The organism is Muribaculum intestinale (assembly GCF_002201515.1).
Lineage (GTDB): Bacteria > Bacteroidota > Bacteroidia > Bacteroidales > Muribaculaceae > Muribaculum > Muribaculum intestinale.
In genome coordinates this window covers 2,262,244-2,287,013 of sequence record NZ_CP021421.1, presented here as the reverse complement: position 1 = coordinate 2,287,013, position 24,770 = coordinate 2,262,244, and the positions used below count along the sequence as shown (strand labels likewise).

The 24,770-nt window shown below is 50.0% G+C and carries 14 protein-coding genes and 1 pseudogene; 3 read left to right on the top strand and 12 right to left on the bottom strand.

The genetic code is table 11. The features are described from left to right. Positions 1-75 precede the first annotated feature (75 nt). Together ADH68_RS09195 and ADH68_RS09190 are read right to left on the bottom strand one after the other, a co-directional pair. A complete protein-coding gene (locus ADH68_RS09195) occupies positions 76-570 on the bottom strand; it encodes a threonine/serine exporter family protein (RefSeq protein WP_088294805.1) in 495 nt (164 codons plus the stop codon). Between the two features lie 2 nt (positions 571-572). Next, positions 573-1,328 (bottom strand): threonine/serine exporter family protein, encoded by a 756-nt coding sequence (locus ADH68_RS09190; protein ID WP_088294804.1) that lies wholly within the window; start codon positions 1,326-1,328, stop codon positions 573-575. A 455-nt stretch (positions 1,329-1,783) separates the two neighbouring features. Between ADH68_RS09190 and ADH68_RS09180 the strand changes: the two genes are divergently transcribed. Together ADH68_RS09180 and bioA are read left to right on the top strand one after the other, a co-directional pair. Next, positions 1,784-3,451: an AMP-binding protein gene (locus ADH68_RS09180; protein WP_068961071.1), complete on the top strand. Its 1,668-nt coding sequence runs from the start codon at positions 1,784-1,786 to the stop codon at positions 3,449-3,451. A 13-nt stretch (positions 3,452-3,464) separates the two neighbouring features. Beyond that, positions 3,465-4,766: pseudogene (gene bioA / locus ADH68_RS09175) on the top strand (adenosylmethionine--8-amino-7-oxononanoate transaminase); the annotation flags it as partial. Between the two features lie 511 nt (positions 4,767-5,277). Here bioA and ADH68_RS09170 read toward each other — a convergent pair. The 10 genes from ADH68_RS09170 to ADH68_RS09125 form a co-directional block, all read right to left on the bottom strand. Continuing rightward, positions 5,278-7,617 (bottom strand): glycoside hydrolase family 3 N-terminal domain-containing protein, encoded by a 2,340-nt coding sequence (locus ADH68_RS09170; protein WP_068961073.1) that lies wholly within the window; start codon positions 7,615-7,617, stop codon positions 5,278-5,280. Between the two features lie 106 nt (positions 7,618-7,723). Beyond that, positions 7,724-8,431, bottom strand: coding sequence for a DUF1573 domain-containing protein (locus ADH68_RS09165; protein ID WP_068961074.1), 708 nt, complete (start codon positions 8,429-8,431; stop codon positions 7,724-7,726). Positions 8,432-8,648: 217 nt separating this feature from the next. Beyond that, positions 8,649-9,887, bottom strand: a complete 1,239-nt coding sequence (locus tag ADH68_RS09160; protein ID WP_068962082.1) for a BT_3987 domain-containing protein — start codon at positions 9,885-9,887, stop codon at positions 8,649-8,651. 38 nt (positions 9,888-9,925) lie between these two features. Continuing rightward, positions 9,926-10,903 carry a BT_3987 domain-containing protein gene (locus tag ADH68_RS09155; RefSeq protein WP_068961075.1) on the bottom strand — a complete coding sequence of 326 codons (978 nt, stop codon included), beginning with the start codon at positions 10,901-10,903 and terminating at the stop codon, positions 9,926-9,928. 13 nt (positions 10,904-10,916) lie between these two features. Further along, positions 10,917-12,002, bottom strand: a complete 1,086-nt coding sequence (locus ADH68_RS09150; protein ID WP_068961076.1) for a glycoside hydrolase family 18 — start codon at positions 12,000-12,002, stop codon at positions 10,917-10,919. A gap of 33 nt (positions 12,003-12,035) precedes the next feature. Next, entirely contained in the window at positions 12,036-13,625 is a 1,590-nt protein-coding gene (locus ADH68_RS09145) for a SusD/RagB family nutrient-binding outer membrane lipoprotein (protein ID WP_068961077.1), read from the bottom strand. 24 nt (positions 13,626-13,649) lie between these two features. Then, positions 13,650-16,748, bottom strand: a complete 3,099-nt coding sequence (locus ADH68_RS09140) for a SusC/RagA family TonB-linked outer membrane protein (RefSeq protein ID WP_068961078.1) — start codon at positions 16,746-16,748, stop codon at positions 13,650-13,652. A gap of 718 nt (positions 16,749-17,466) precedes the next feature. After that, positions 17,467-19,692: a GH92 family glycosyl hydrolase gene (locus tag ADH68_RS09135; RefSeq protein WP_068962083.1), complete on the bottom strand. Its 2,226-nt coding sequence runs from the start codon at positions 19,690-19,692 to the stop codon at positions 17,467-17,469. After that, positions 19,692-20,648: a glycoside hydrolase family 130 protein gene (locus ADH68_RS09130; protein WP_068961079.1), complete on the bottom strand. Its 957-nt coding sequence runs from the start codon at positions 20,646-20,648 to the stop codon at positions 19,692-19,694. Before ADH68_RS09130 ends, ADH68_RS09135 begins: the two co-directional genes overlap by 1 nt. A 65-nt stretch (positions 20,649-20,713) precedes the next feature. Then, entirely contained in the window at positions 20,714-22,087 is a 1,374-nt protein-coding gene (locus ADH68_RS09125) for an MFS transporter (protein WP_068961080.1), read from the bottom strand. A 326-nt stretch (positions 22,088-22,413) separates the two neighbouring features. Here ADH68_RS09125 and ADH68_RS09120 point away from each other — a divergent pair, with 326 nt between their 5' ends. After that, complete coding sequence (locus ADH68_RS09120) at positions 22,414-24,762, top strand: beta-N-acetylhexosaminidase (protein ID WP_068961081.1); 2,349 nt, start codon at positions 22,414-22,416, stop codon at positions 24,760-24,762. Positions 24,763-24,770 lie beyond the last annotated feature (8 nt).

Below are 24,770 nucleotides of genomic sequence, written 5' to 3'. Positions count from 1 at the left end.
GCAAAGGTACAATATATACTAATAAACCGGACTAAGAGATTGTCTAAAAAAGAATTTGTATATAGCAGACTTATATCATCGGGTAGCCTGAAACGATATCTTTTTCAACAGGAATACAGGAATGTTGGCTCCGATTACCATTCCGGTTATTATAAACACACATGTGAATCCGTTGAATGACAAAAGATACAGATAATGGTTGAACACCTCCTCTCTGGTATGCATCAGACACGCCGCCAGAGCCTCAATAGTACGGTAGGCATACATGCCCGGAATCATCGGAAGCAATGCCGGAAAGAAGCAAACCTCAGCAGGACATTTTATTTTTTTTGCGCAGATAACACTAAGAAATCCTATTACAAGCGCCGCAATAGTGCTTCCCGCGATTATATGCATATGGCATATTCCGGAGGAAGTAAGCACGTATCTTACGGCATGGCCTGCCGCCGCAATTCCGCCACACCACAGATAGGCACGACGCGGAGTGTTGCTGATACTTGAAAAACCGATTGCCGCTATCGCCGCAAACAATCCATCCTCAAAAATATTTACGAGTAAATTATCCAGCATATTCAAAACCAGTTAAGCCCAAGTATAAACATTCCGATACAGAGTCCGGCCGACAGACAGCAGGTAAGGACACATGCATCCATAAAGCGGCTCAGCGCACACAGATAATGTCGCCCGATAATATCGCTTATGGCATTTATGTAAGGGACACCCGGAATCAGATACAGGACGCTTGTGCCAAGCGCAATCTCAGGAGTCGTACCCCAGCCGAACACATGCCCGCCCGCACTTATAGTCGCAGAAAAAAATGCCGAACAGAGGAATGTAAGCCTGACATCGCGCCCGTCGTAAAGCATCACCTGTTTAAGTCTATAGCCGGCCAAAGTAGCGACAAACACTATCAGCATCGCTACAATATCGCCCCCGAACAGCCGACAGAAAGATGCGTTGGCCAATGATGTGAGGACAAGCACCTCGCGGGCATTGGTCGGACGTGTTCTCGCAATATGTCTGAACATTCGTTGAGCCTCTATGAACCCGATTTTCCCATCGGCAAGCTCCCAGCTCAAACGGCTCAGCTTGGCGTTTATATCGAAACTGATACCGCACTTGCGTGTTTTCCTTACGATTACCGATCCGTCGGGTAACACCACCTGCACATGTCCAGGCATAATCTCGATATCGGCATCAAGATTAAGAGCATGGGCCATTCGGCCTATGTTTTTCTCGATTCGTGTGCATGTTGCCCCGCTGCCCCACAATAATGAAGCATACTCGGCCAGAAATGTACCGGTCTCATCAGTAATCTTCTTCATCATATCGGTCTCCAGGCAGATAGAATATCTCATTCTCCTTACCAATTTCAATCAGATGAATGCGATGGTGACGCATTGCCGATTTCTGAGTATGTCTGCGATGATATAAGAATCCTCTCAACACAAATGTGCACATCAGCACTCCCACTATTGCACACCATATAATCATTTGCTCGTTCATAATTGAAATGTTTTTTTATTTCTGGGCAAAATTACCCTTGAAGAGCGGGGTTGTAAAGCATCGGTCAAGTTTTTTTACGATATCATCCATCACTATTTCCGATACCGCATTCACCGGTCTGCCTCACGTATTTTATATATAACAACAACGAAGGTATTATTGCAGAAAAGGTTTCTAAACCTTTTATCAATACGGAGTGTATATATTTCTGATAATTATGTTATTTTTGCAAGATATAAACAATCAGCCGAATAGCTGAAACAACCTTTACAATAATATGGATACCCAGCTGCTCAATCCCATATATGAACAAAGTTTCCGCGATAACTGGGGCCTGCCGGCTCTTACAGAGTATGGAAAGAAACATACTCTGAATTATGCCGATCTGGCACTCGACATAGCTCGCACACATCTTGCCTTCGAGTTGTCAGGAATAAAAAAGGGGGATAAAATCGCACTTATCGGGCGCAACTCGCCCGGGTGGATTGTAGTCTTCATCGCAACTATCACCTATGGCGCGACTATCGTCCCGATACTACAGGATTTCAATCCTACGGATGCCACCCACATCCTCAACCACTCCGAGTCGGTACTGCTGTTTGTCGACGACCATATCTGGGAGAATCTCGAGTTTGAGCAGATGCCTAACGTAAGAGGTGTAATATCCCTTACAAACGGAAAACTTCTCGCCGAGCATCCGCTTAATGAAGGGAAAATAGCCCATGAACTCAAAAACATAAACCGTAAGTTCCGACGCCGCTATAAGAACGGATTCGGCCCCGCTGATATAAAATATGCCGAGACATCGGCCGACGACATAGCGGTATTGAACTATACCTCAGGCACGACAGGATTTTCCAAAGGGGTAATGCTGTCGTATCGTAATCTATGGGGAAATGTGACTTTCGGAGTGCAGTCGAGGCTTCACTTCCAGGGCTCACGCTGTCTGGCATTCCTGCCTTTGGCGCATGCCTACGGATGTGCGTTCGACATGCTTGTACCTCTTGCTACCGGAACGCACATAACAGTATTCGGCAAGCTGCCGGCTCCGAATGTGCTGATGCGTGCGCTGTCAGAGGTAAAGCCCAACCTTGTGATATGCGTGCCGCTGATTCTCGAAAAAATCTACCGTAAGCAGATTCTGCCCATGATTACCAGCAAGCGCATGCGATGGGTGCTTGCAATTCCGGGGCTTGACAAAGCGCTGTATGTAATGATACGCCGCAAACTTGTCGAGGCTTTCGGAGGCGAATTTGAAGAAGTAATCGTAGGTGGAGCCCCTCTCAACCGCGAAGTCGAAGAGTTTCTACACCGTATTAAATTCCCGTTCACAGTGGGCTATGGCATGACCGAATGTGGCCCGCTTATCAGCTACACCCCATGGCGACAATTTATTGTAAGCTCGTCGGGACGTACACTCGCCGGATTCATGGAGAGCCGCATTGACAGCCCTGACCCGGAAAACGTCCCCGGAGAGATATGTGTAAGAGGTGTCAATGTAATGAACGGATACTACAAGAATCAGGAAGCGACAGAAGCCGTGCTTGATAAAGACGGATGGCTCCATACCGGCGACATGGGCACACGCTCATCCGATGCGACCATCTTCATACGCGGACGCTACAAAACGATGATTCTCTCAGCCAACGGCCAGAACATATATCCTGAGGAAATTGAGGCTAAGCTCAATAATATGCCGCTTGTGGCCGAGAGCCTCGTAATCGAACGCAACAACCAGCTTGTAGCACTTGTATACCCCGACTACGAGGCAATGGATAAATTCGGTATCTCCAACAGCCAGCTCCCGGCTGAGATGGAAAATGTGTTGGCCGACCTCAATAAACTCGTCGCGCCATACGAACGCGTGTCAAAAATACAACTCATTGCCAACGAGTTTGAAAAGACTCCCAAACGTTCAATCAAACGCTATCTGTATAACGCATGAAATAAACAGCCAATCAAAAATGCTCGACAACCAATCATTATTACATGACGCATGGGACCGCGAACACCTGTGGCATCCCTATACATCAACAATAAATCCTCTCCCTACATATAAAGTAAAATCCGCACATGGCGCCAGAATATGTCTGGCCGACGGTACAGAGCTTATCGACGGCATGTCATCCTGGTGGTGTGTAATCCACGGATACAACAACCCGCGCATCAACGAAGCCGCCAAAAGACAGCTTGACAGTATGTCGCATGTAATGTTCGGAGGACTTACTCATGAGCCGGCAATCGAGCTCGGAAAGATGCTCCTTGAAGTAGCGCCTCCGTCGATGCATAACATCTTTTATGCCGACTCCGGCTCCGTAGCGGTGGAGGTAGCCATGAAAATGGCTATACAGGGTGCCGTATCACGCTCCGGAAACCACACAAAAACCAACTTCGTGACTATCCTGTCAGGCTATCACGGCGACACCTGGAATGCCATGAGTGTGTGCGACCCGGTCACCGGCATGCATGGCGCGTTCGGTACGTCGCTCCCGATACGCTATTTCATCCCCCACCCCTCATCACGATTCGGCACCGAGTGGAACCAAGCCGATATAAAACCTCTGGAGGAACTGCTTGAAAAACATGCCGACGATATCGCCGCCATGATACTCGAACCGGTAGTGCAGGGCGCAGGTGGCATGTATTTCTATCATCCGCAATTTCTTGTGGAGGCACGGCGCCTGTGTGACAAATATGACATATACCTGATATTCGACGAAATAGCGACAGGATTCTGGAGAACAGGCAAATTTTTCGCATTGGAATGGGCCGGCGTACAACCCGATATAATGTGTATCGGAAAAGGACTTACAGCAGGATATCTGACAATGAGCGCCGTACTTACAACTGCCGAGGTAGCCGATACTATCTCGCGCGGAGAAGCGGGTGTGATGATGCACGGCCCAACATTTATGGCCAATCCACTTGCCTGCGCCATAGCTGTAGAGTCTCTAAAAATGCTCAAAGAGCAAGATATGAAGTCGCACATCGCCCATATACAAAAGATACTTGAGCGGGAACTTGCGCCGGCTTCTGAGCTCTCTGATGTCGCCGAAGTGCGTGTGCTCGGCACAATCGGAGTAGTGGAGATGAAAGAGCCTGTCGATGTCGGGACATTTCAGGAATCATGTGTAAAAGAAGGCATTTGGATTCGTCCATTCGGACGCAACGCATATGTAATGCCGCCATATACGATTACCGACGAAGAACTTACCACCCTCTGTCGTCGCTTCCTGAAAATTCTTGGCAAAGGCAGATAATCGGATTATTATGATGAATCTACAATCAATGATGACATTATGTCGAATAATGCCGAAATACAAGAGAATAATAAATCGCAAAAATGTTTGCATATTATCAATCTTATTTCTAAATTTGCACCGTAAAGATTTTATTTGACTAATATCATCTATTACTACTGTCAGCCTAAGACATCAGACTGATTTACCAGCATAGAACAAAATCTATAATTAGCCTAAAATAATTCGCACATGCCAATTATCTATCTACTTTTTTGGCATAAGAAAGGCTCGCGACGTGTGGCGGGGGCCTTTCGTTTTTTACCGACATACAGAATAAGAGCTTGTTATCGCAATCACCCACATACAACTATGCCATAAAAAGCGAAGACGCACCATCAATCACGATGATGCGCCTCCTGATCTGTGACATTCAGACTAACTATTGAAAATAAAACAGATTAAATTAATATAACTATTGCATGTATAACACGTTATTATGTTCTTTTCAGAAGTGTATTAGGTATGGCGGCTACATCACATGAGAGCCTTTCAACCGAATATCTGCCGAAGAGGCTCCGACCATTATATCCCAGCTGCCTTTCTGAAGCATGGGCTTGTAGTCAGGACCGATAATCTCGAATGCAGATACCGGAAGTTTGAAACATACCTTGCGCGACTCGCCCTTGGGTATTGACACACGACGGAAATCGGCAAGACGCATGAGGGGCTGTACGGTAGCCGCATATTCCGGATGCAGATAGAGCTGCACCACCTCCTCGCCGTCGCGGTCACCGGAATTGGTCACGGTAGCTTCGACAGTAAGTGTGCCGTCATCACCCGGTAGCAGATTCAACCCCGAGTAGTCAAATGTAGTATAGCTCAAACCGTAGCCAAACGGATAACGTGGAGAGGCCTCACCCTCTACATAGGGATGCAACTGAGGAGCGCGCCGATTGTAGTAAATCGGAATCTGACCTACCGAGCGTGGTACTGTGACCGGTAGACGTCCGGCAGGATTGTACTTGCCGAAAATAACCTCGGCAATGGCATTGCCACCCTCCTGCCCGGGATAATAGGCTGTAAGAAGAGCATCGGCATTTTCAGCAGCCCACTCTTTTTCGAGAGGACGGCCTTCAATATATACAACTACAAGCGGGGTGCCGGTCTCCTTCAGAGCTTTAAGAAGCTGAGGCTGTAGGCCGAGCAAATCAAGTGTCTCACGGTCATATCCCTCGCCACACTCCATATCGCTCACGGTTGTGGCATCGACAACAGCCGCTCCAGTCTCCTTGTACGATGTCTTGAAATCACGGGCCGAGCTACCGCCTACCACCGCGATTACCACATCCGCCTCGAGGGCTGCTCTGACCGCAGCAGCGATGTCGGCAGTAGAGGTGTCACGTACGGCACATCCTTTTACATATTTCACTTCTATACCCGGCTGCTGACGGCGCAGTCCGTCTAGCACAGTCACAACACGGCCTTCGGGCTGTGGAGCGGTGTAGTCACCGAGCATATTATAAGCATTATCGGCATTTGGGCCCACGAGAGCTATCTTCATCGACGGTCTGACCTCAAGAGGAAGCAGATTGCCTTCATTTTTCAAGAGAGTGATTGACTGTCGGGCCACCTCACGTGCCACCTCGCCTGAACGAAAACCGCCTACACTACGGGCAGATTCAGGCTTCACGTACGGATTCTCAAACAGACCCATCTCAAATTTAAGCGTGAGTACACGTCCTACCGCACGGTCGAGCGCACCCGAATCGAGCTTGCCTGAGCGTGCAGCGGATACGAGATTGCGGTATGCGTCTCCGCCAAGGTCTACATCAAGACCGGCGTTAAGAGCCATTGCGGCGGCATCCTCTATGGTGGGAGCCACATGATGAGTCTCATGAATGCCTTCGATGGAATATAAATCAGACACGACGAAGCCTTTAAAGCCCCAGTCGGTAGTGACGTCGAAGAGAATCTCCTTGTTGGAAGTACAGGGTATACCGTCAATCGAGTTGTAGGAACTCATAATCGAGAGCGCGCCCGAATCGACAGCCTCGCGGAATGGAGGCAGGAAGTTTTGAAGCAGGTCGCGCTTGCCTACCACAGAATAATTGCCGTTCTGTCCCCCTTCGGGCACAGCATATGCAAGAAAGTGCTTAAGCGTGGCAATAGTGGAATTAGGCTTCGATAAATCGCCTCCGCCAAGGCCGCCTACCATAGCACCGCCCATACGTCCGGCCAACAGCGGGTCTTCACCGAATGTCTCCTCGACACGGCTCCAGCGCGGGTCTCGCGACAGGTCGAGCACCGGCCCATAGCTGATGTGGCCGCCCTGACTGCGCACCTCGCGCCCTATTATCTCGCCTACCGTATGCATCAGTTCCGGATTCCATGTAGCAGCCATGCCCAGACCGGTAGGAAATACGGTAGTACCGATGGCCATATGACCGTGCGGAGCCTCTTCGGCAAGGAAGACAGGAATACCGAATCGTGTATTTTCGATTACATATTTCTGGATTGCATTTCCGGCACGGGCTGCCTGTTCGGGGGTGAGGCCGTTGTCGAGAGTCTTGCGGGTCCAGGGGTCGGCGCGATAAGTGGCCCAGAGCATTCCGGCTTCTGTCTGCTGAATAAGATCTTTGAACTTCTGAGACACCTCCACCGATTTCGGGCCGGTAATCTCATACATCTCCCAACCCAGCGGACACAAAAGCTGGCCTACTTTTTCCTCGACTGTCATTCTTGACAGCAGATCGGCCACACGCTGCTCGGTAGGAAGGTTTGCATCAAGATATGCGCCTTTTTCAGTGCGGGCATACGATGCAACGGTTATCCCTAAAGAAAAAAGCAGAGCTGTATATATTTTTTTCATGTTGACAAGGTTTTTATTCCTTATTCAAAGTATAAATGGTACAAGAAAATAATCTTTTTACAAAATTACAAACTTCCGGTCAGATTACATTACAAATGAGAAAGAATCAACGTATAATTCTCACTTTTACCGGAATCGAATCTACCTCTACTCCATGAATTACCGGACGCACATAAAGTTCTGGTGCCATAGTACCGGCATTATCAGGCACTTTTATATCAATCCTGAACTGCGACACAGTCTCAGGTTCGAGTTTCAGCCCATACGGAATCGACAGCATCGACGAATCGCGTCCGGCCGGGCGCAGGTCAAGTTCCATCCCTATCTGATAGCTGTTGGCCATAGGTATTGTAAGAGTCTTTTCTGTACCGGCACGCATCGCGCCGAAATCAATCGCTTTCCGGTCGAGACATAGTCCAAGACCATACTCATGGGCATATTTCGATTTATCTACCCGCGGGCGAAAACGCTTTACCGTGCCCGTCACCAAAAGTGTGTCGCGCCGGTCGCCGTTCAATCGCAGATATACCGACTTGGTGAAGTGGCCTTTTTGCCTTTCCGGATTATATTTCAGAGTGATTTTCATCGGCTCTCCGGCTTTGAGCGGACGCTTGGGATAATCCACACTTATACACGGGCATCCCGGGAAAGCATTTATCACCGACAGCGGCGATGTGCCGGCAGGAAGAGTGAATGTATGGGACACGACTCCTCCATCCTCGGCGATAGTGCCAAATTCATGGTGGTAAGTGGCGGACGACAGGCCGAGAGGAAGGGCAGAGAGGAGATATATGGCGAGATTACGGATTTTCATAATTTATCGTATGTATTGTCGAGGAAAGAATTACGAGGATTATAACGGAGAAACGCTATCCGCATTTAGCAAAAACGGGGCAAAGACTTCCCGGGGAATCGGGAGAGCCTTTTGCCCCGCTAATAAATCATATAAAGAGAGGAGAAGATGTCAAAAAAATAGAGAGAAAGAGAACTCTTTTATGTTAATATTCTATGCCGAAAAGCCGGCATCAATATCAATAAGGACACTTCTGGCCATCAACCCAGGTAGCGCTACCTGTAAGCATGGTCGCATCATAACCATGTCCGGTAACGTCGCGGATTGAACCGTCGGCATTGGTCTCGCCGTCAAAACGCCAGCAGGCGATAAGGCCTTCGGAAGTCGGGTCGACATAGCAGAGACCGTTTTCCAGTTCGGCGATAGTGCGGGGCACATTCCATACGCGACATTCGCTGACATAGCCATTGAAGAAACGGCTGTGGCAGGAAGAACCGATTGTGAAGGTGTCAAACCAGCCCGACGAACCATTGTAGGCGGTAGAAAGGTTAATCTGACCGCCGGCGGTCTCGATGGCTGCAATCTGCTCGCAATCGCGGTATACACGAAGCATGCTGCCGTCGTACACAGCCGCGAAGTGAATCCAGTGACCTGTGTCGAATGTACCCATGTGGATATTGGGGTCGGCATAGTGCTCCTTTTTGTCGGGGCTCGGATCAGTGCCGATAGCACCCTTCACGAGCTCAAGCTGATCGGTAGGCTGACCGCCGCCGTCGCCGAAGCGGAAGAGGAAGTTCTCCTCGTTGCCACAAAGTGTAGAGATACCGCTCGCCTGGTTGGGATTGGTACCGAATCGGAGGGGGAGCACCTTCATCTCGATTGTCATCTGGTTGAGAGCGGCAACAGGACTGCTCAGAGGATCAGATGCATCCGTGCATTTGAAGCCGGGAATCTCATAAGACGAACTTCCGTTGAGGAATCCGGCCTTTATTGTGATAACCTTGGTAAACTGTACGTAAGCTGTACGGGAATCCTCGATAACACCAAGGTCATCGCCTGACACAGAAGTAATAGTAATCGGCAGCATGTAACCCACACCCTCGGCAAGGTCTTCACTGTTTGAAGTAATCTTCACCTGCGACGACATGTTTGAGCCGGCCTTGATTACAAGGTCAGTGTTCTCAAGCTGATACATGTTGGGCTCGGGGGCCACAAACGAGCGGTTATACTTCTTGTTGTATGCATCGAGAAGCTCGGGAGCCGCCTTTACGGTGATGTGCACATCGGTAGTGGCCTTTGCTGTCGAGGTAACTGTAAGAGCTGTACTCGACATTCCGTCGCAGAGGAATTTCACCACAGGAGAAGTCTCGGTGCCTGTAAACAGCACACGGTCACCGAAGTTATCACCTTCGTGGGAGCAAGCGGTAAGGACCGCCATGGCCCCTACTGCGAGATATGATATAGCTTTAAACTTCATTTTTTGATTGAGTTTTGACATTTATACATCAAATAATCTCATTTCTCATAGATTGAGAAAGCTGTTGTGGCAATCTGGTTACCGGCACCAAGAACAACCTTTATATAGCGTGCCTGCACTGCCGCATAGAGAGCGACAGTAGTGCGTGCACTGCTGAGTACTCCGAGCGAAGTCCAGTCGTTGCCGTTGGAGCTGATGAAAATTTCAGAGTTTGCCTTAAACAGTGCATAAACGCTCTGACCATAGAAAGGATAGGAGTAGATGCCATCGAATGAGTACTCCTTGCCGAGATCAAAGGTTACGCTCGAACCGGCAGGATAGTTGCCATAGTTATAGCCACCATTCTCCTGGATAGGATTATTCCAAGTATTCCATTCTGAAGCACCGTCACCCGGAGTGCCTGTCCAAGAAGCACGGTCTTCCTTAGGTACTATTGTTCCGGTCGGATTACCGCTATTATTAATCAACTCTTCAGAGACATTAAACGTAATGTAAGAGACGTTTGTGGCGCTGACAGCGATACGGGCGGAACCCTGAGTGACTGCAGTCATGCGTACAGGCACGATATACTCCGCTCCGACCTCAAGACGGCCGAGAAGAGCGGCATCATCTGTCACAGTGAGCGAAACCGGAGTTTCTGCGGAAGTATTGCCGGGAGTGATGGTAGCCTCGGACACAGCCATAGTGACTACTCCGTCAGGAAGCGCTACATACTCAGTATTGTTCTCGAGATTGTATGCTTCGATAAGAGAGTTGTCAATCTCAAACTTCATAGTGAGATCCTCGGCGGCACGTACACGCGAACGTGGAGCGACACTCCATGTGATATTTGGGGTGACAACACCTGTGGGTATCTTGACGAACTTGTAGGATTCATTGTAAGTCGGAGCAAGCACTACCTGACCTTCAACTCCACCGAAGCCATCGGTGTAAACATCGTCGTCGTCAGAGCAGGAAGTAAAACCTGCGGTAAGAGCAATGACTCCGATTGCTGTAAAGAATTTATATAGTTTCATATTCTTCGGTCAATTAATAGATGGCAGGATTACATATCTGGATGCAGTCGCGGAAACGTGCATAGGGATACGGGTTGAGGTTGCAGATATTGTAGTCATCATTGATGATGAATCCACCGAAACCACCCTTCTTACCTGATGCTGGTTTCCAACGTGCATAATCATAAAGGAGACCGGTCTTGGTGTTAAAGTCGCCTACCTGAGGGGTGGCTCCGGTAGCGGGATCAACATTCCATCCCTCGCCCACCGACACGCAGTGAACCACCTTCTCCTGAGGATATGCATTGCGTGAAATCATTGAATGATATGACTGTGACAGGAAGTAGTTGATAAGCGGAGCGCAGTGTTCGGCACCGGGGTCCTGGCCATAAGCGTCAATACAGAGGAGCTTGTCGCAGCTGCCGGGCTTCTGGGCAACGGCAGTACCGTAACGGGCCTCGATAAGAGCGTAGCGTTCTTCCTTGGTTATGTTGGGATTCGGGCCGAGGTACTTGGCCATCTCGTCGAGCATTGTGTAGAAAAGAGCGCCCTGTACGGGATCGCCTTCCGGCTCAAAGTCAATGTCGAAGCCGTCAAGGTCGTTGTTGAACACGAGGTCGACATTGTAGAGACCCATTTCTACCATTACCTGATGCTTTGCCTCATCAAGAGCGTCACCGGTAAGTTCGCCTGACTCGGCCTTGTCCATAATCTCAAGCCAGTGCTTCTTAAAGTCAAGAGATACATCGGCTTTATTGATACGGCAGATATCTACAGGCATAAACTTGATGCCCTTCTTCTGCTGACACATACGCATCTCCGAGATATCTATCGGATCCTTGGGAATACCGCCCCAGAGGGAAACAAGGTCGATTGAGTCAGGCAGACCGGCAAAACGGAGAGCCATCGAAGAGGCACCGCCATACTTCGAGAACCATCCGAAAGCAATCTCATGGTCGGTAGCCTTGTATTCGCGGAGATTCTGATAGTAAAGCTCGGAAACATTGACAGGCTCTACCACATTACCGCCCTGATCCTGTACAGTCTCGATATCGGTGTCGCATGATGTAGCGAAAGCACCGAGAGCGAGGACGGGAAGAATGAATTTATATGATTTCATTGTAGTTTCAGAGTAAAATTAACGGGATAATGATTATTTAGCGTCCCACCATAGGTGAGTACCTGCAATATCCGAACCGCCGAGCAGACGTACGGCCTCGCTCACGTTAGCGGTATTGTTGGAATACTCGGTAGAGGGGAAGCGCAGACGACGGATGATGTCGTTGTTTACAACCTCGCTTGTATTTGCATAGCTGTCGATGCGCACCCAGCCGGGGTAACCTGTACGGCGGATTTCGCTCCAAGCCTCCTGTCCGTCGGGATAGAGTGCAATCCACTTCTGGGTGATAATCTGCTCAAGTTGCTTCTCCTGCGATGCAGTGGCATCGAACGCAGGGGTCACCTGCGAAAGCATCGACGATACATCGACCGAGCGCTCGCCCTGAGGATTGACCCATGAAGCCACGGGCAGATCTGTGCTTGCAAGATAGGAGTCTACGCCTGAGTTTACGCCTGCGCTTGAGAACGAAGCACGCACACCCTCTTCATACAGACTCTGTACATCGCCGTTGCCGACACCAAGGCGCAGCTTGGCTTCAGCCTGAAGGAAGTATGCCTCGGCATGCTTCATCCAAGGCTGGTCGCTGTTCTGGCTGAAATTGGCGGCAGAAACCTTGGTCTGCAGGAGAGCAGACTGGGGATTGACAACGCCATTGCGGGCACCGCGATACACACCTTCGGTATTCTTTACATAATATTTCTCAAGGCGCGGGTCGTTGTAGCCGTTGAGGTAGCAGTCGGCGGTAGCGCTCATGCCGAGGTCGGCCCACGACTGAGTAACCTCCCAAAGAGAATTTGTAAAGGTAAGGCCGTTGCCCTGATGCAGGATGGCGTCATCTGCTACAGAACTCATAAGGCCGTGAACCTCGTTGATTGCGGCAGTAGCCTGAGCAGTGGCAAGAGCCGGGTCTACATAGCTGACGCGCATAGCCAGACGCAGACGCAAAGTATTGGCAAATTTCACCCAACGGGCTACATCTCCAGAGTATACATTGTCATAGCGGGCCATATATGTCTTTCCGGGATTCTGATCGACATATGTGCCGAGCACCTCGATAGCGTGGTCAAGTTCTTCGAAGAATGAGTTGTACACATCTTTCTGCGAGTCATAGCCGGTCTGTACGTCGGTACCGAACTTAGAGTAGATAATCGGGCCGTACTTGTCAGTGATACGATGCATGCCGAATACACGTACAACGGTAGCCATGGCACGGTCGACCGAATTTTCATCGGCATAGGTGCAAAGCTGACGATAAGGCTCCATGATACGGGTATATGCCAGATTGAATGGCATGTTGTACCAGTGATCGACCATGAAATAGTGGTCGAGGTGGAGGTTGCCTATATTGTATGTGCCTTTGAGGTCGGCGAAGTAACCGGCAAAGATATCGCCGGTAAGCATCTGGGTAATCTGATATGTACCGCCATTGTCCAGGCCCACGGTGTAGACACCGCGCTGCATGGTGGCATAGTTGGAGCCGGTAGCGAGGTTGTCATACATCATCTCCTCTGGAGTCACCTCATTGGGGTTGGTGTTCCATGACTGGAAGGAGTCGGTGCAGGAGCTGAGTGCGCCTCCGGCCAACACACTGCAAAGGACTGCGGAAAAAACTTTATTTTTCATATTATAAATTGCTGTGTGAAGGGATTAGAAGGTAACTTTAACTGAGAAACCGAGCTGACGCATGGAGGGGAGCATGAAGTAGTCCATACCCGACATACCCATTGAGGTAGAGCCGGTAAGCTCAGGATCGAAAGGAGCTTTCTTGTAGAAGAAGAAGAGGTTACGACCGATGAACGAAACGTTGAGACCCTGCATCCAGTTGACCCACTTATGTACGGGCACGTCGTAGCCGAAGTTTAGCTCGCCAAGACGCACGTTGGTAGCGGAGTAAACGTAGTTTTCACCGATGTTGTTACCTACAAACTGAATGTACTTCTGGGCGTTTGGCATCTTGTTGCCGTTGATAATAATGCCGTTGTTATCGCGGGCGATAGCCGAAGTAAGCGATGTTCCATAGGCATCCATGTAAGCCTGGGTCATCGATACAGCGCGTCCACCGATACGGGCATTGATAAGGAAGCCGAGGCTGAAGCCATTCCAGTAGAAGTCGTTGCGCCAACCCATAGTGTATTTGGGCTCTGCATTACCGGCATATACCCAGCCGTCACCTCTCGGGCCTGCCATATCGTCTTTATATACAGTATTATCCTGATAATCCACGATTACATTGCCATGTACGTCGCGCTTGAGCACAGTCACATAAAGGTCGCCGATTGAACCACCCTCAATGAGGCGGCTCTTGACATTACCGAGACTTACAACATCGAGCACATCCTGCGAAACGACGATGCCATTGGCAAGTGTAGTGGGCTTAAGCAGCTTGACAATCTTGTTACGGTTAAGAGTATAGGTGAAGTTGGATGTCCACTCAACCGGACCGAGGGGCTGGTTGATACCGAGAGAAAGCTCGATACCCTTATTGTCGACCTGGCCACCATTGAGATATACGGCTTCATAACCTGAGCCCGAAGACATAGGAGCCTTGAATACCTGATTGTAAGTAGATGTCTTATAAAATGAAACGTTAAGACGAATCTTGTCCATCCACAGACGAGCCTCAAGGCCGGCCTCCCATGATTTGGTACGCTCCGGCTCAAGGTCACGGTTAGGATATGTTGTAGATGGTGACGGAGAACCAAGTTCGAACGGATATGTCTGGTTAGGTATAAATTCAATGAATGCATTACCTACCTCAGAGTATGCGCCACGAATCTTAAGGAACGAGAGTACATCGTTCTTAATCATCGGGAAGATGTCGGTAAGAATACCGGTCACACCTACCGAAGGATAGCTATAGTGGTTGGTGTTGGCACCACCGAGATTGGAGTTCCATTCTACACGCTCGGTAACATCAAGATAAACCTTATTCCAGAAGCCAAGAGAAAGAGTGCCGAATACTGACTGTACCTGCTGACGAAGATTCTCCTGTTCGGGCTTTGCGGTAGAATAATCTATGTTCAAGAGTGTAAACTTATTGGCTACTGAGTTAAGGGAGCCTCCGATGCCATACATACGATAACGGGTATCCTCAATTGAGGCACCTGCTACAGCGGTCAGAGCAAGGAAATCGAAATTACGGTCATATTTGGCCATTACGTCGGCATATATCTGACGGGTATTAGCATCATTCTTGTAATAACCGCCAAACTCATTGGCAAATATAGCGTCGGTTGTGGCAGAGTATTTTTTCTCATAAATAGCATCAGCGCCGTCAACTTTCGCACGTCCTGAGAGGTCAAGTCCCTTTACACCCAACACATTGTCCCAATAAAGGCCGGCTGTAATCATGTAACGGTTCTTGTGGTTGACAAACTTGTCGCGGTTTGTAACCCAATAGGGGTTCTGCATACCAAGACCTTGATTACCCCAAGGCCAGTACTGTACCTTGAAACCACGCGAGGCATCGTAACGCTCATAGTTCTTATAAGGATCGAGGCCATAACCGGGCGACATAAGGTAAGTAGCCACAATGGGGTTCATGTACTGACCTTGCGCCACCATATTTTGCTCGCGCACATTCATGTATGAAGCACTCACGTCAAGACGCAGTTTGTCCTTCAGAAGCTGTGTCGAGTTGCGCACAGTAAAGTTATAACGGTCCAGAGTGTTGTTCTTGACAATACCTTCGGCATTGGTGGCGGCGAGCGAGAGGAATGTCTGGCTCTTCTCGTTACCCGTAGACACGGTCACTGCATTTGTCTCGTTGTAACCGGTCTGGAAGAAGTCGACAGGATCGTAGTCAGAGGGAGTGTTCAGCTTCTCGCCCCAGCTTGCGAACTCCCCCTGAGCTGCTCCATAAGTATTCTGGAACTCAGGAGTAGCCATTGCGCGGTAGAACTGAGTCGAGTTGCTGTAGGTGACACGAAGTCCGTTTGTGTTACCTTTCTTTGTTGTAATAAGAATAACACCGTTGGAGGCCTGGCTACCATAGAGGGCGGAAGCGGCTGCACCGGAGAGCACCGACATCGACTCGATATCCTCGGGGTTAATCATTGAAGCACCGTCGCCCGACTGCCCCATACCTGAGAAGTTATCCTCAGGCTGATCGAGGTCGGAAAGATTGGGCATAGGGATACCGTCAATCACATAGAGAGCGTTGTTGTTGCCGGAAAGCGACTTGGAACCACGCAGAACGACCTTTGCAGATGCGCCGGGGCCCGACGATGATGCGTTGATATTAAGACCGGCCACCTTACCTGCGAGAGAGTTGACAAAGTTGGCATCCTTCACAGTAGTGAGCTCAGAGGCTTTCACCTCCTGCACATTGTAGGTAAGAGACTTGGTGGCACGCTTGATACCGAGAGCGGTAACGACAACTTCTGAAAGCTGCTTGGAGTCCTCCTTGAGTACGACTGTAACGGGCTGTCCGTCGGCGGGCACCTTTACTGTTTCGGGCGCGAGACCCACATAAGTGAATTTAAGCGTCTGACCCGGCTTGGCCTTTACAGAGAAGCGGCCGTCGAGGTCGGTAACGCCAACTGCACCTTTACCTTCGATTGAGACAGACACGCCGATAAGCGGATCGCCTGCCTCATCGAGAACCACGCCTGTAGCCGTGCCGGCGGTGGACGATGCCACTGCTGCCTGAGGCTCGGGAGCGTTGGAGGGTGCTGCACTCAGCATCTGTCCGCATGCTATCACGGACGCTGCCAATAAACTTGCTTTTACATAATCTACATTCATAGATTCATGGCACTGGTTAACAATGGATTAATAAAAAACTACTACATTTATAATCGTCTTTGCCTCTATGTGCCGCAAAATGAGTACGATACAATCAAGGCAATGATGGTTATCTGTGTTCAATGACAATGAACTACATGTCGCAAGTCGAAGATGTAATAAAGCCAAAGGCTATAATGCCAAAATCATGTTAACGCCGATGAAGCATCATACATCCGGACAGGCTTTTGCAAGGAGAGAGATTTAAGGATTTTATTCCGGCATCAGGTATTACAATATTTAAGTTTAAATACCTACAATTAGCTAAATATACACAACCCGGAGAGAGCCGAAATGACAATAAACAAATCCTAAACTGCTGATTTCACACTGCTTTTTCTATTTTTTCAGATACAAAGTTAGGCAATCAAAAAATGCAAACAAAAGTTTTTTTTGTTAAGAGATGTTAACGAAGATAATATTTTGACTTTCCCCTCCACTGCAATCCGTCATACGATATCTCCATCTTTTACAATATTTCTACAAATCGCAATAATTCATATGCAAATGCTGCAACATTACTAATGTATCACATCTACACCCACCTCAGCATGCTGTTATCCGAAGAAATACGCATCACTACACACATGTATATAAAAAAAGCGCCGCTGTGACAGCGGCGCCGGGTCGGCATCAGTCGGCCGGTGGAGGGATGCTCATGACACCCTCCGTAAAAATATCATTTGCCATAACGGCGGAGCATCTCGTCGTGAGATATACGCCCTGAGTGGGCCTTGGCATTACGTCGTTTGATTTCGAGGTAATTCTTTCCCCATATCTCCGGGTCAAGTTTCACGGTAATCTTGTCAAAACGTGGCACGGTAAGAGTAAACGCCGGATCACCGGGGGTGTCGGGATACATACCCATCATAGACCATATGGCCCATGCCGACATAGTACCGCAGTCCTCATTGCCGGGGATACCGTCGGGAGCTGTGGTGAAATATTTGTCGAGCAGTTCACCTACAATACGGTGTGTACGCCATTCCTCTCCTTTTATGCGGGAGAAGAGATAAGGATAGATGATGTCGGGCTCGTTGGCGGGGTCATAAAGTCCGTTGTCGAATACGGCCTGGAGTCTCTTAACAAACTCCTTTTCGCCGCCATGGGCCTTAATCATTCCCTCTACATCGTGGGGAATGGCGAAGGTATAGTTCCACGAGTTCCCTTCATGAAATCCGGGCGAAGGCTCAAAGTTTTCTCCCTGGCGGGGATTGAACGGTGTGAGGAACGAACCGTCGGACAAACGCGGACGAAGCACACCGAGTTCTGGATCGAAGTAGTTGTGCCATCCGGCCGCACGCTCGGCAAACAGGGTGGAATCGGCCCGTCCTGTAGCTGCGGCGAAGCGGCTGAGGGCATAGTCGGCTGTGTAATATTCGAGAGCGTGGCTCACCGAGTTGTCGTACTGCTCGCGCAAAGGCACATATCCCAGGCTGAAGTAGTCGTCAGCATCGGGGCGCATAAGGTTCTCGGCCCCGGGAGCAGTAGCTCCGCGCAGCATAGCCTCCCACGCGAGGTCGGTGTCAAATCCGCGCAGACCACGGAGATACGAATCGGCGATAACCGATATCGACGGGTCGCCCTCCATAGTATATGTCTCGCGGCCATACAGTTCCCACTTTGGCAACCAGCCATGCTCACGATACATGGCAAGCATCGTATTGAGCATATCGGTCTGGCGCTCGGGATATACGAGTGTCAGCAACTGGTGGAGATTGCGGTATGTGTCCCAAAGAGAAAACACAGTGTAGCGGTTGTGGCCTTCGGGCACATACGCAATACTGTCGCTCTCCATCACCGGATATGCGCCGTCGACATCCTGAAGGATGTTGGGATGGATAAGCGCATGATAAAGACCGGTGTAGAACACCACCTTGTCGCGGAGCGAACCTCCTTCGACAGATATACGCGACAGATCGTCGTTCCACATACGGCGTGCCGAGGCGCGGATATCATCGAATGTAGTGCCGGCAGGCTGTTCTGCCTCAAGATTGCGCAGAGCGCCCTCCTCGCTTACGTAGGATATGGCCATTGATACCTCGACAGTCTCCCCTGCTGTCATGCCATCGTAGCTGTACCATACACCGATATCGTCGCCCGACATAACCTTGGAATAACCGGGATAGAGCTTGTATTTGCCCTGATCCTTGTTCCATTCGGCCTCCCATTCAGCTCCGGGGCGCTGCTTCTTCCACATTCCCTGGCTGGAGGGCACGCGGCTGATACGCATTACAAAGTAGACCGGAAATACTGCCTGGTCAGCGGTATAACAGAATGTACCGAGGAGTTTTGATCCGCGTATTTCAGTAGGGCTGACACGACGCAAGGTGGCTCCGGATTCGTTGGTAAGTCCCTCTCCGAGATTGAGCAGGATGTTGCCCTCTCCGGCAGGGAATGTGAATCTCGTGCGGGCCGTACGGGCCGTTGCGGTTGTCTCGGCCTTTATGCCGTAAGCATCGAGATTGAGCGAATACCATCCGGGCACAGCCTGCTCGTCGGAGTATGCCGTACCATAGTTATGGTAATCCACATCAAGCTTGCCGGTTGTGGCGGTAAGCAACAGAGAGCCGAGGTCGGGGCACCCTACTCCGCTTAACGCTCCGTGGGCAAACCCGGTGAAGAACGAGTTGGTATTGTCATAAGGTGTCGACCACCAGCGTGCATCCTTGTCGTAGCGGTTGGTGTCCGACCCCATTACGTTGAAAGGGGTGACACGCATCAGCCCGTTGGGCACTCCGGCACCGGGGTTGGTGGTGCCGAAGTTGGTGGTGCCGATAAAGGGATTTACGAAGTCCACGGGATCGCCTGCCGGCTCCTGGGGCTTTTTTGCCGCCGCGCCGGAAAGCACGCCTGAGGCGATAAGCGCCCCGGCGATAATTGGGGCGCGGAAACGGCTTATCATCATAGAGAGTTACGCTTGATGAATTCTACAATCTCTGAAATATATCCGAATGCAAGGCATACCGAGGTATCGGCGGCTCCGTAGTATACGGCCACACGGTCGCCATCGGTAAGAGCCGAGCACGGGAACACTACGTTAGGCACGTCGCCTGTCATTTCGTACATTTCGGCAGGAGCCAGGAGATAGGGCTGAGTGCGGGCGATTACCTTTGAGGGGTCGTCAAGGTCAAGCAGCGCGGCGCCCATCGAGTAGCGGAAACCGTTGCAGGTGGTGATTACGCCATGGTAGAACATGAGCCATCCCTCGGATGTACGGATGGGCACAGCTCCGGCGCCAACCTTTGTGCACTGCCATGCGCTGTCCTCAAAGCGCGAGGGCGACATTACGTGGCGATGCTCACCCCAGTATACCATATCGGGGCTATAGCTGAGCCAGATGTCACCGAAGGGGGTGTGCCCGTTGTCGCTCGGACGGCTGAGCATTGCATATTTGCCATTGATTTTCTCGGGGAAAAGCACACCGTTGCGGTTAAACGGAAGGAATGCGTTTTCACACTGCACGAATGTCTTGAAGTCGTCGGTATAGCCGATGCCGATTGTAGGGCCATGATAACCGTTGCACCATGTAATCCAGAAACGGTCGTCGATACGGGTCACACGGGGGTCATATTTGTAGTCGCTCTCTTTGTTGCCCTCGAAATGAATCGGTTCGTGCTCAATATCCCAATGCACACCGTCGGCACTGTGTCCGGCAAATATATTCATCTGCACGGCACGGTTGTCACAACGGAAAACTCCGGCATATCCATCACCGAAAGGCACTACGGCGCTGTTGAATATACTGTTGGAGGTAGGTATGGAATAGCGGTCGATGACGGGGTTGTCGCTCTTGCGCCACATTACTTCATTGCAGCCTGCAGGACGGTCCTGCCAGGGGAAATTGTTGTTCTGTTTCACTTTAGTTTTTTGTTTTCTTTAATACAATATTATTAACTAATATATAATATGTAGTAGTGTCGATGTCATTTTCCGGAAGGTGGCAAGGTGCCCTCATCGCCGGTAAGGGTTCCCTCAACAGCGCCGTCTATCGGAGTGCCGTCGTCATTGTATTTGAACGGCACAAACCATGTAATCAGCAGAGGCACCACGGTTGCCACAAGCACGAATATGAAAAAGTTTTCGTAGCCGCCGAGATACTTAAGCACAAATCCGCTGAGCATACCGGGAAGCATCACTCCGAAATTCATGATTCCGGAGGCAAAGGCATAGTGTGCCATCTGGTGCTTGCCGGGAGCCACCTGCTGCATCATGAAGAGAGTGAGACCTACAAATCCGAAGCCATAGCCGAAATATTCGATACCGATACCTGAGGCAATCAGCAACCCGTTGGTAGGCTGGAATATCGCAAACAGGGTGTAGACCACAAACGGAAGGTTGAATATCAGTGCAAGAGAAAACAGAGTCTTCTTCAGTCCGCGTGCCGATATATAGTATCCGGCGAGCAGCGAGCCAAGCACGAAAGTTGCTGCACCGCATGTGCCGTAGTACAAGCCAATCTGCTCGTTTGTAAGACCCAGGCCACCGACAGCAGTAGCATCCTTAAGGAATATAGGCACAATTTTTACTACAAATCCTTCGGCAAAGCGGTAAAGGATAATGAACGCTATATAGTACCATATATAACGTTTGCGGAAGAACTGCATCAGCACACTGCCCAGCTCATGCATCACTTCGCCACCGCTGCGACGAACGGCCTTTTCGGCCTTCTGCGACGAAGGGAGAAAAAATATGTGATAGACACCAATAAGTATCATTACAGCACTTATAATCAGCATCACCACCATCCACGACTTCTGATTGGCCGCATAATTTACAGCTGTGGCTTCAGAGCCACTCCCGCCGAATGATTTGAACAAGGCGCCGGCAAGGTACACAAGCAGACCGGTGCCCACTATTTTGGCAATATTGTAGAACGCGCCCTGCCATCCTATGTACTTCGACTGCTGGGCCGATGAAAGTTCACCCATATACACTCCGTCACACGCCACATCGTGGGTAGCTCCGGAGAATGCCACTACAGCAAGCAGCGCTATCGTGATGGCAAAGAAGTCGGAAAGACCAAGAGCAAGAGCAACGCATCCGAATGCCGCTCCGGATATAATCTGTGTTGCCACCACATAAGCCTTCTTTGTTCCGAATATTTCCATAAACGGACTCCAGAGAAACTTGAATGTCCAAGGCATAAGGATAAGCGATGTCCAGAATGTGATGGTCTCGGTATCTACACCAAGGTCGGTGTACATAAGCACGGCCACCATGTTGAGCACGACGAATGGAAGTCCCATGGCGAAATACGCCGTTGGAATCCATGTGATAGGAGACTTCTTTTGGTTCATTACAATTGACTATATTGCAGTTTTTTCATGGGGAATTCTATACCCACACCATGAGCGGATGACTACCGCCCGGTTTTGGAGGCGCAAGTTACTAAAATTTCGCCACACAGCGAGCAAAATAATGTTAAAGACATCAATTTACGGTTTACATTTTCATCTTACCCGAAATATATGCAGAACTTACTTAACTATAAAAATTTATAAAAGTAGGATATGTCATAATTTTAATGTTGAAAGTATGGAAATTTTAATGTACATTTGCACAGACCAATCTTCTCAAACGAATCATTTTCACCTAAAGACTACTTAATCATCTTTTTGTAGCCATGAATAAACTTTCCGGAATACTGCTTGTCTCCTCATTATTATATTTAGGAGCGGCAGGCTTGCATGCGGCCAGCCCCAACGGCAGCTTCAAAATAATCCCGCTACCGTCGATGATATCGGAGAAAGCAGACGCCGAAGGCTTTGCGCTGTATTCCAACGTAAAAATATCCGCTCCCGATTCACTGTCATCGGAAGCCGACATGCTACGCGGATATCTGAAAGAGAATCCAAATATACCAACCGGCAATGCCCCGGGCGAGATTGCTCTCCGGTGTACATTGTCGTCCGACAGTCCGGAAGCATACTGTATCAGTGTGCGCCCCGGGCTCCTTATAATTGACGGTGCCTCACCGGCCGGTGTATTCTATGGCATACAGACCATTCGCAAGGCCGCATATACAGCGCCAAAAGGAGAGTCTCCCGTACTTCCGTCCGCTACAATAGCCGACGCGCCCCGCTTTTCCTACCGTGGCGCCATGCTCGACGTAGCGCGACACCCGTTTACTGAAGAAAATGTAAAGAGTTTCATCGACATGATGGCTCTTCACAATCTCAATACATTCCACTGGCACATCACCGATGACCAGGGATGGCGAATAGAAATTGAGAAATATCCGTTGCTTACCGCAGTGGGGTCACGTCGCGACTCAACCGTGATAGGTCATAACTCAGGCGTATATGACAACAAGCCGGTAGGAGGATACTTCACCAAAGAGCAGGCACGCGATATCGTGGAGTACGCGGCCCGACGCCATATCACCGTAATCCCGGAGATTGACCTGCCGGGACACATGCTTGCAGCACTTACGGCCTACCCCAGTCTTGGCTGTACAGGAGGGCCATACGGTGTATGGGGCCGATGGGGAGTGTCGCCCGACGTGCTGTGTGCGGGAAATGACTCTACCCTTACATTTATCGACGACGTGCTTAATGAAGTAATGGACATTTTCCCATCGAAATATGTCCATATCGGAGGTGACGAATGCCCGAAAACAAGATGGAAGGAGTGTCCTAAATGCCAGAAGCGCATATCGGAACTTGGCATAAAGCCCGAAGGCCGGTTCTCGGCCGAAGACAAACTCCAGGGCGTAATCACCACCCATGCTCTACAGACTCTTGCAGCACGTGGACGCCACGCCATAGGCTGGGACGAGATACTTGAAGGGGATATTCCACAGGATGCAATCATAATGTCATGGCGCGGTGTAGACGGTGCCATCGAAGGCACAGGCAAAGGACACCATGTGGTGCTGTCGCCTGCATCCTACTGCTATCTCGACTATTACCAAAGCCCCGACCAGGCTCTCGAACCCATGGCATGGGGCGGATATGTGCCTGTAAGCCGCACCTACCGACTTGACCCGACCGAAGGCATGACTCCCGAACAGAGCAAACTGGTATTGGGCCCGCAGGTCAATCTATGGACTGAATACATCGACAATTATCCTAAAGTGGAATACATGGAGCTCCCGCGCATGTCGGCCCTGGCCGAGGTGGGATGGACTCCGCAATCGATGCGCGACTACAAGGATTTTTCCGAAAGAATGCCGGCCCTCTGGCGTCTATATAATGCGCGCGACTACAATTACGCACGCCATATGGCCGATGTCGACGCCCGCCTCACTACCGACCACGATGCACGCAAGGTAATCGCAGAGCTGACGTCAATCGGCACAGCCTCAATATATTATACTACCGACGGTTCGGAGCCTATTGGTTCTGACGGACAACCGTCGCCGACAGCTCTACCATATTCTAAGCCCATTTCTCTCGACAAGAGCACTATGCTGAAATCTTCAGCCATTTTTGAGGGGAAAGCCGGACGCACACGTTCCGACTCTGTAACATTCAATCCGGCTACATTCGGCAAAGTCGAGCTTTCCCACCCATTTGAGAAGCACCATGCTCCGGCCGGAGAGGCAACCCTCACCGATGCACAGACCGGAGGCCCGAGTTTCCAGACAGGACATTGGGTAGGATTCGGCAACTGCAATCCTACGGTAACAGTGACCCTTCCAGAGCCTGCCACGATAAGCGAGGTGACATTCAACACATGCGTCGATATGAACGCATGGATTGCCGATGCAAGCGCCTACTCCATCGAGGTGCTTACCTGTGGACCAGACGGTGAGCCAAAATGGATTGAAACCGCGTCGGAGAGTCTGCCCGAGCGCAGAGCCGACCAGCCCGACAATGAAGTAGAGCGTCATACATCTCGGTTCAGCCCTGTCAAGGCCGAAAAAGTACGTATAAATCTCAAAGCGTCGCCTCTGCTGCCTGTATGGCACCGCGACCACAGTGAAACGGCACGCCCGCTCCTGTTTATCGACGAAATCGGTGTACGCTGAGTATCAAG

Coding starts and splice junctions, on each gene's coding strand:
- ADH68_RS09155 (WP_068961075.1), bottom strand. CDS start 10,903: ATGAAACTATATAAATTCTTTACAGCAATCGGAGTCATTGCTCTTACC.
- ADH68_RS09135 (WP_068962083.1), bottom strand. CDS start 19,692: ATGATAAGCCGTTTCCGCGCCCCAATTATCGCCGGGGCGCTTATCGCC.
- ADH68_RS09145 (WP_068961077.1), bottom strand. CDS start 13,625: ATGAAAAATAAAGTTTTTTCCGCAGTCCTTTGCAGTGTGTTGGCCGGA.
- ADH68_RS09165 (WP_068961074.1), bottom strand. CDS start 8,431: ATGAAAATCCGTAATCTCGCCATATATCTCCTCTCTGCCCTTCCTCTC.
- ADH68_RS09150 (WP_068961076.1), bottom strand. CDS start 12,002: ATGAAATCATATAAATTCATTCTTCCCGTCCTCGCTCTCGGTGCTTTC.
- ADH68_RS09170 (WP_068961073.1), bottom strand. CDS start 7,617: ATGAAAAAAATATATACAGCTCTGCTTTTTTCTTTAGGGATAACCGTT.
- ADH68_RS09180 (WP_068961071.1), top strand. CDS start 1,784: ATGGATACCCAGCTGCTCAATCCCATATATGAACAAAGTTTCCGCGAT.
- ADH68_RS09120 (WP_068961081.1), top strand. CDS start 22,414: ATGAATAAACTTTCCGGAATACTGCTTGTCTCCTCATTATTATATTTA.
- ADH68_RS09190 (WP_088294804.1), bottom strand. CDS start 1,328: ATGATGAAGAAGATTACTGATGAGACCGGTACATTTCTGGCCGAGTAT.
- ADH68_RS09140 (WP_068961078.1), bottom strand. CDS start 16,748: ATGAATGTAGATTATGTAAAAGCAAGTTTATTGGCAGCGTCCGTGATA.
- ADH68_RS09195 (WP_088294805.1), bottom strand. CDS start 570: ATGCTGGATAATTTACTCGTAAATATTTTTGAGGATGGATTGTTTGCG.
- ADH68_RS09125 (WP_068961080.1), bottom strand. CDS start 22,087: ATGAACCAAAAGAAGTCTCCTATCACATGGATTCCAACGGCGTATTTC.
- ADH68_RS09160 (WP_068962082.1), bottom strand. CDS start 9,887: ATGAAGTTTAAAGCTATATCATATCTCGCAGTAGGGGCCATGGCGGTC.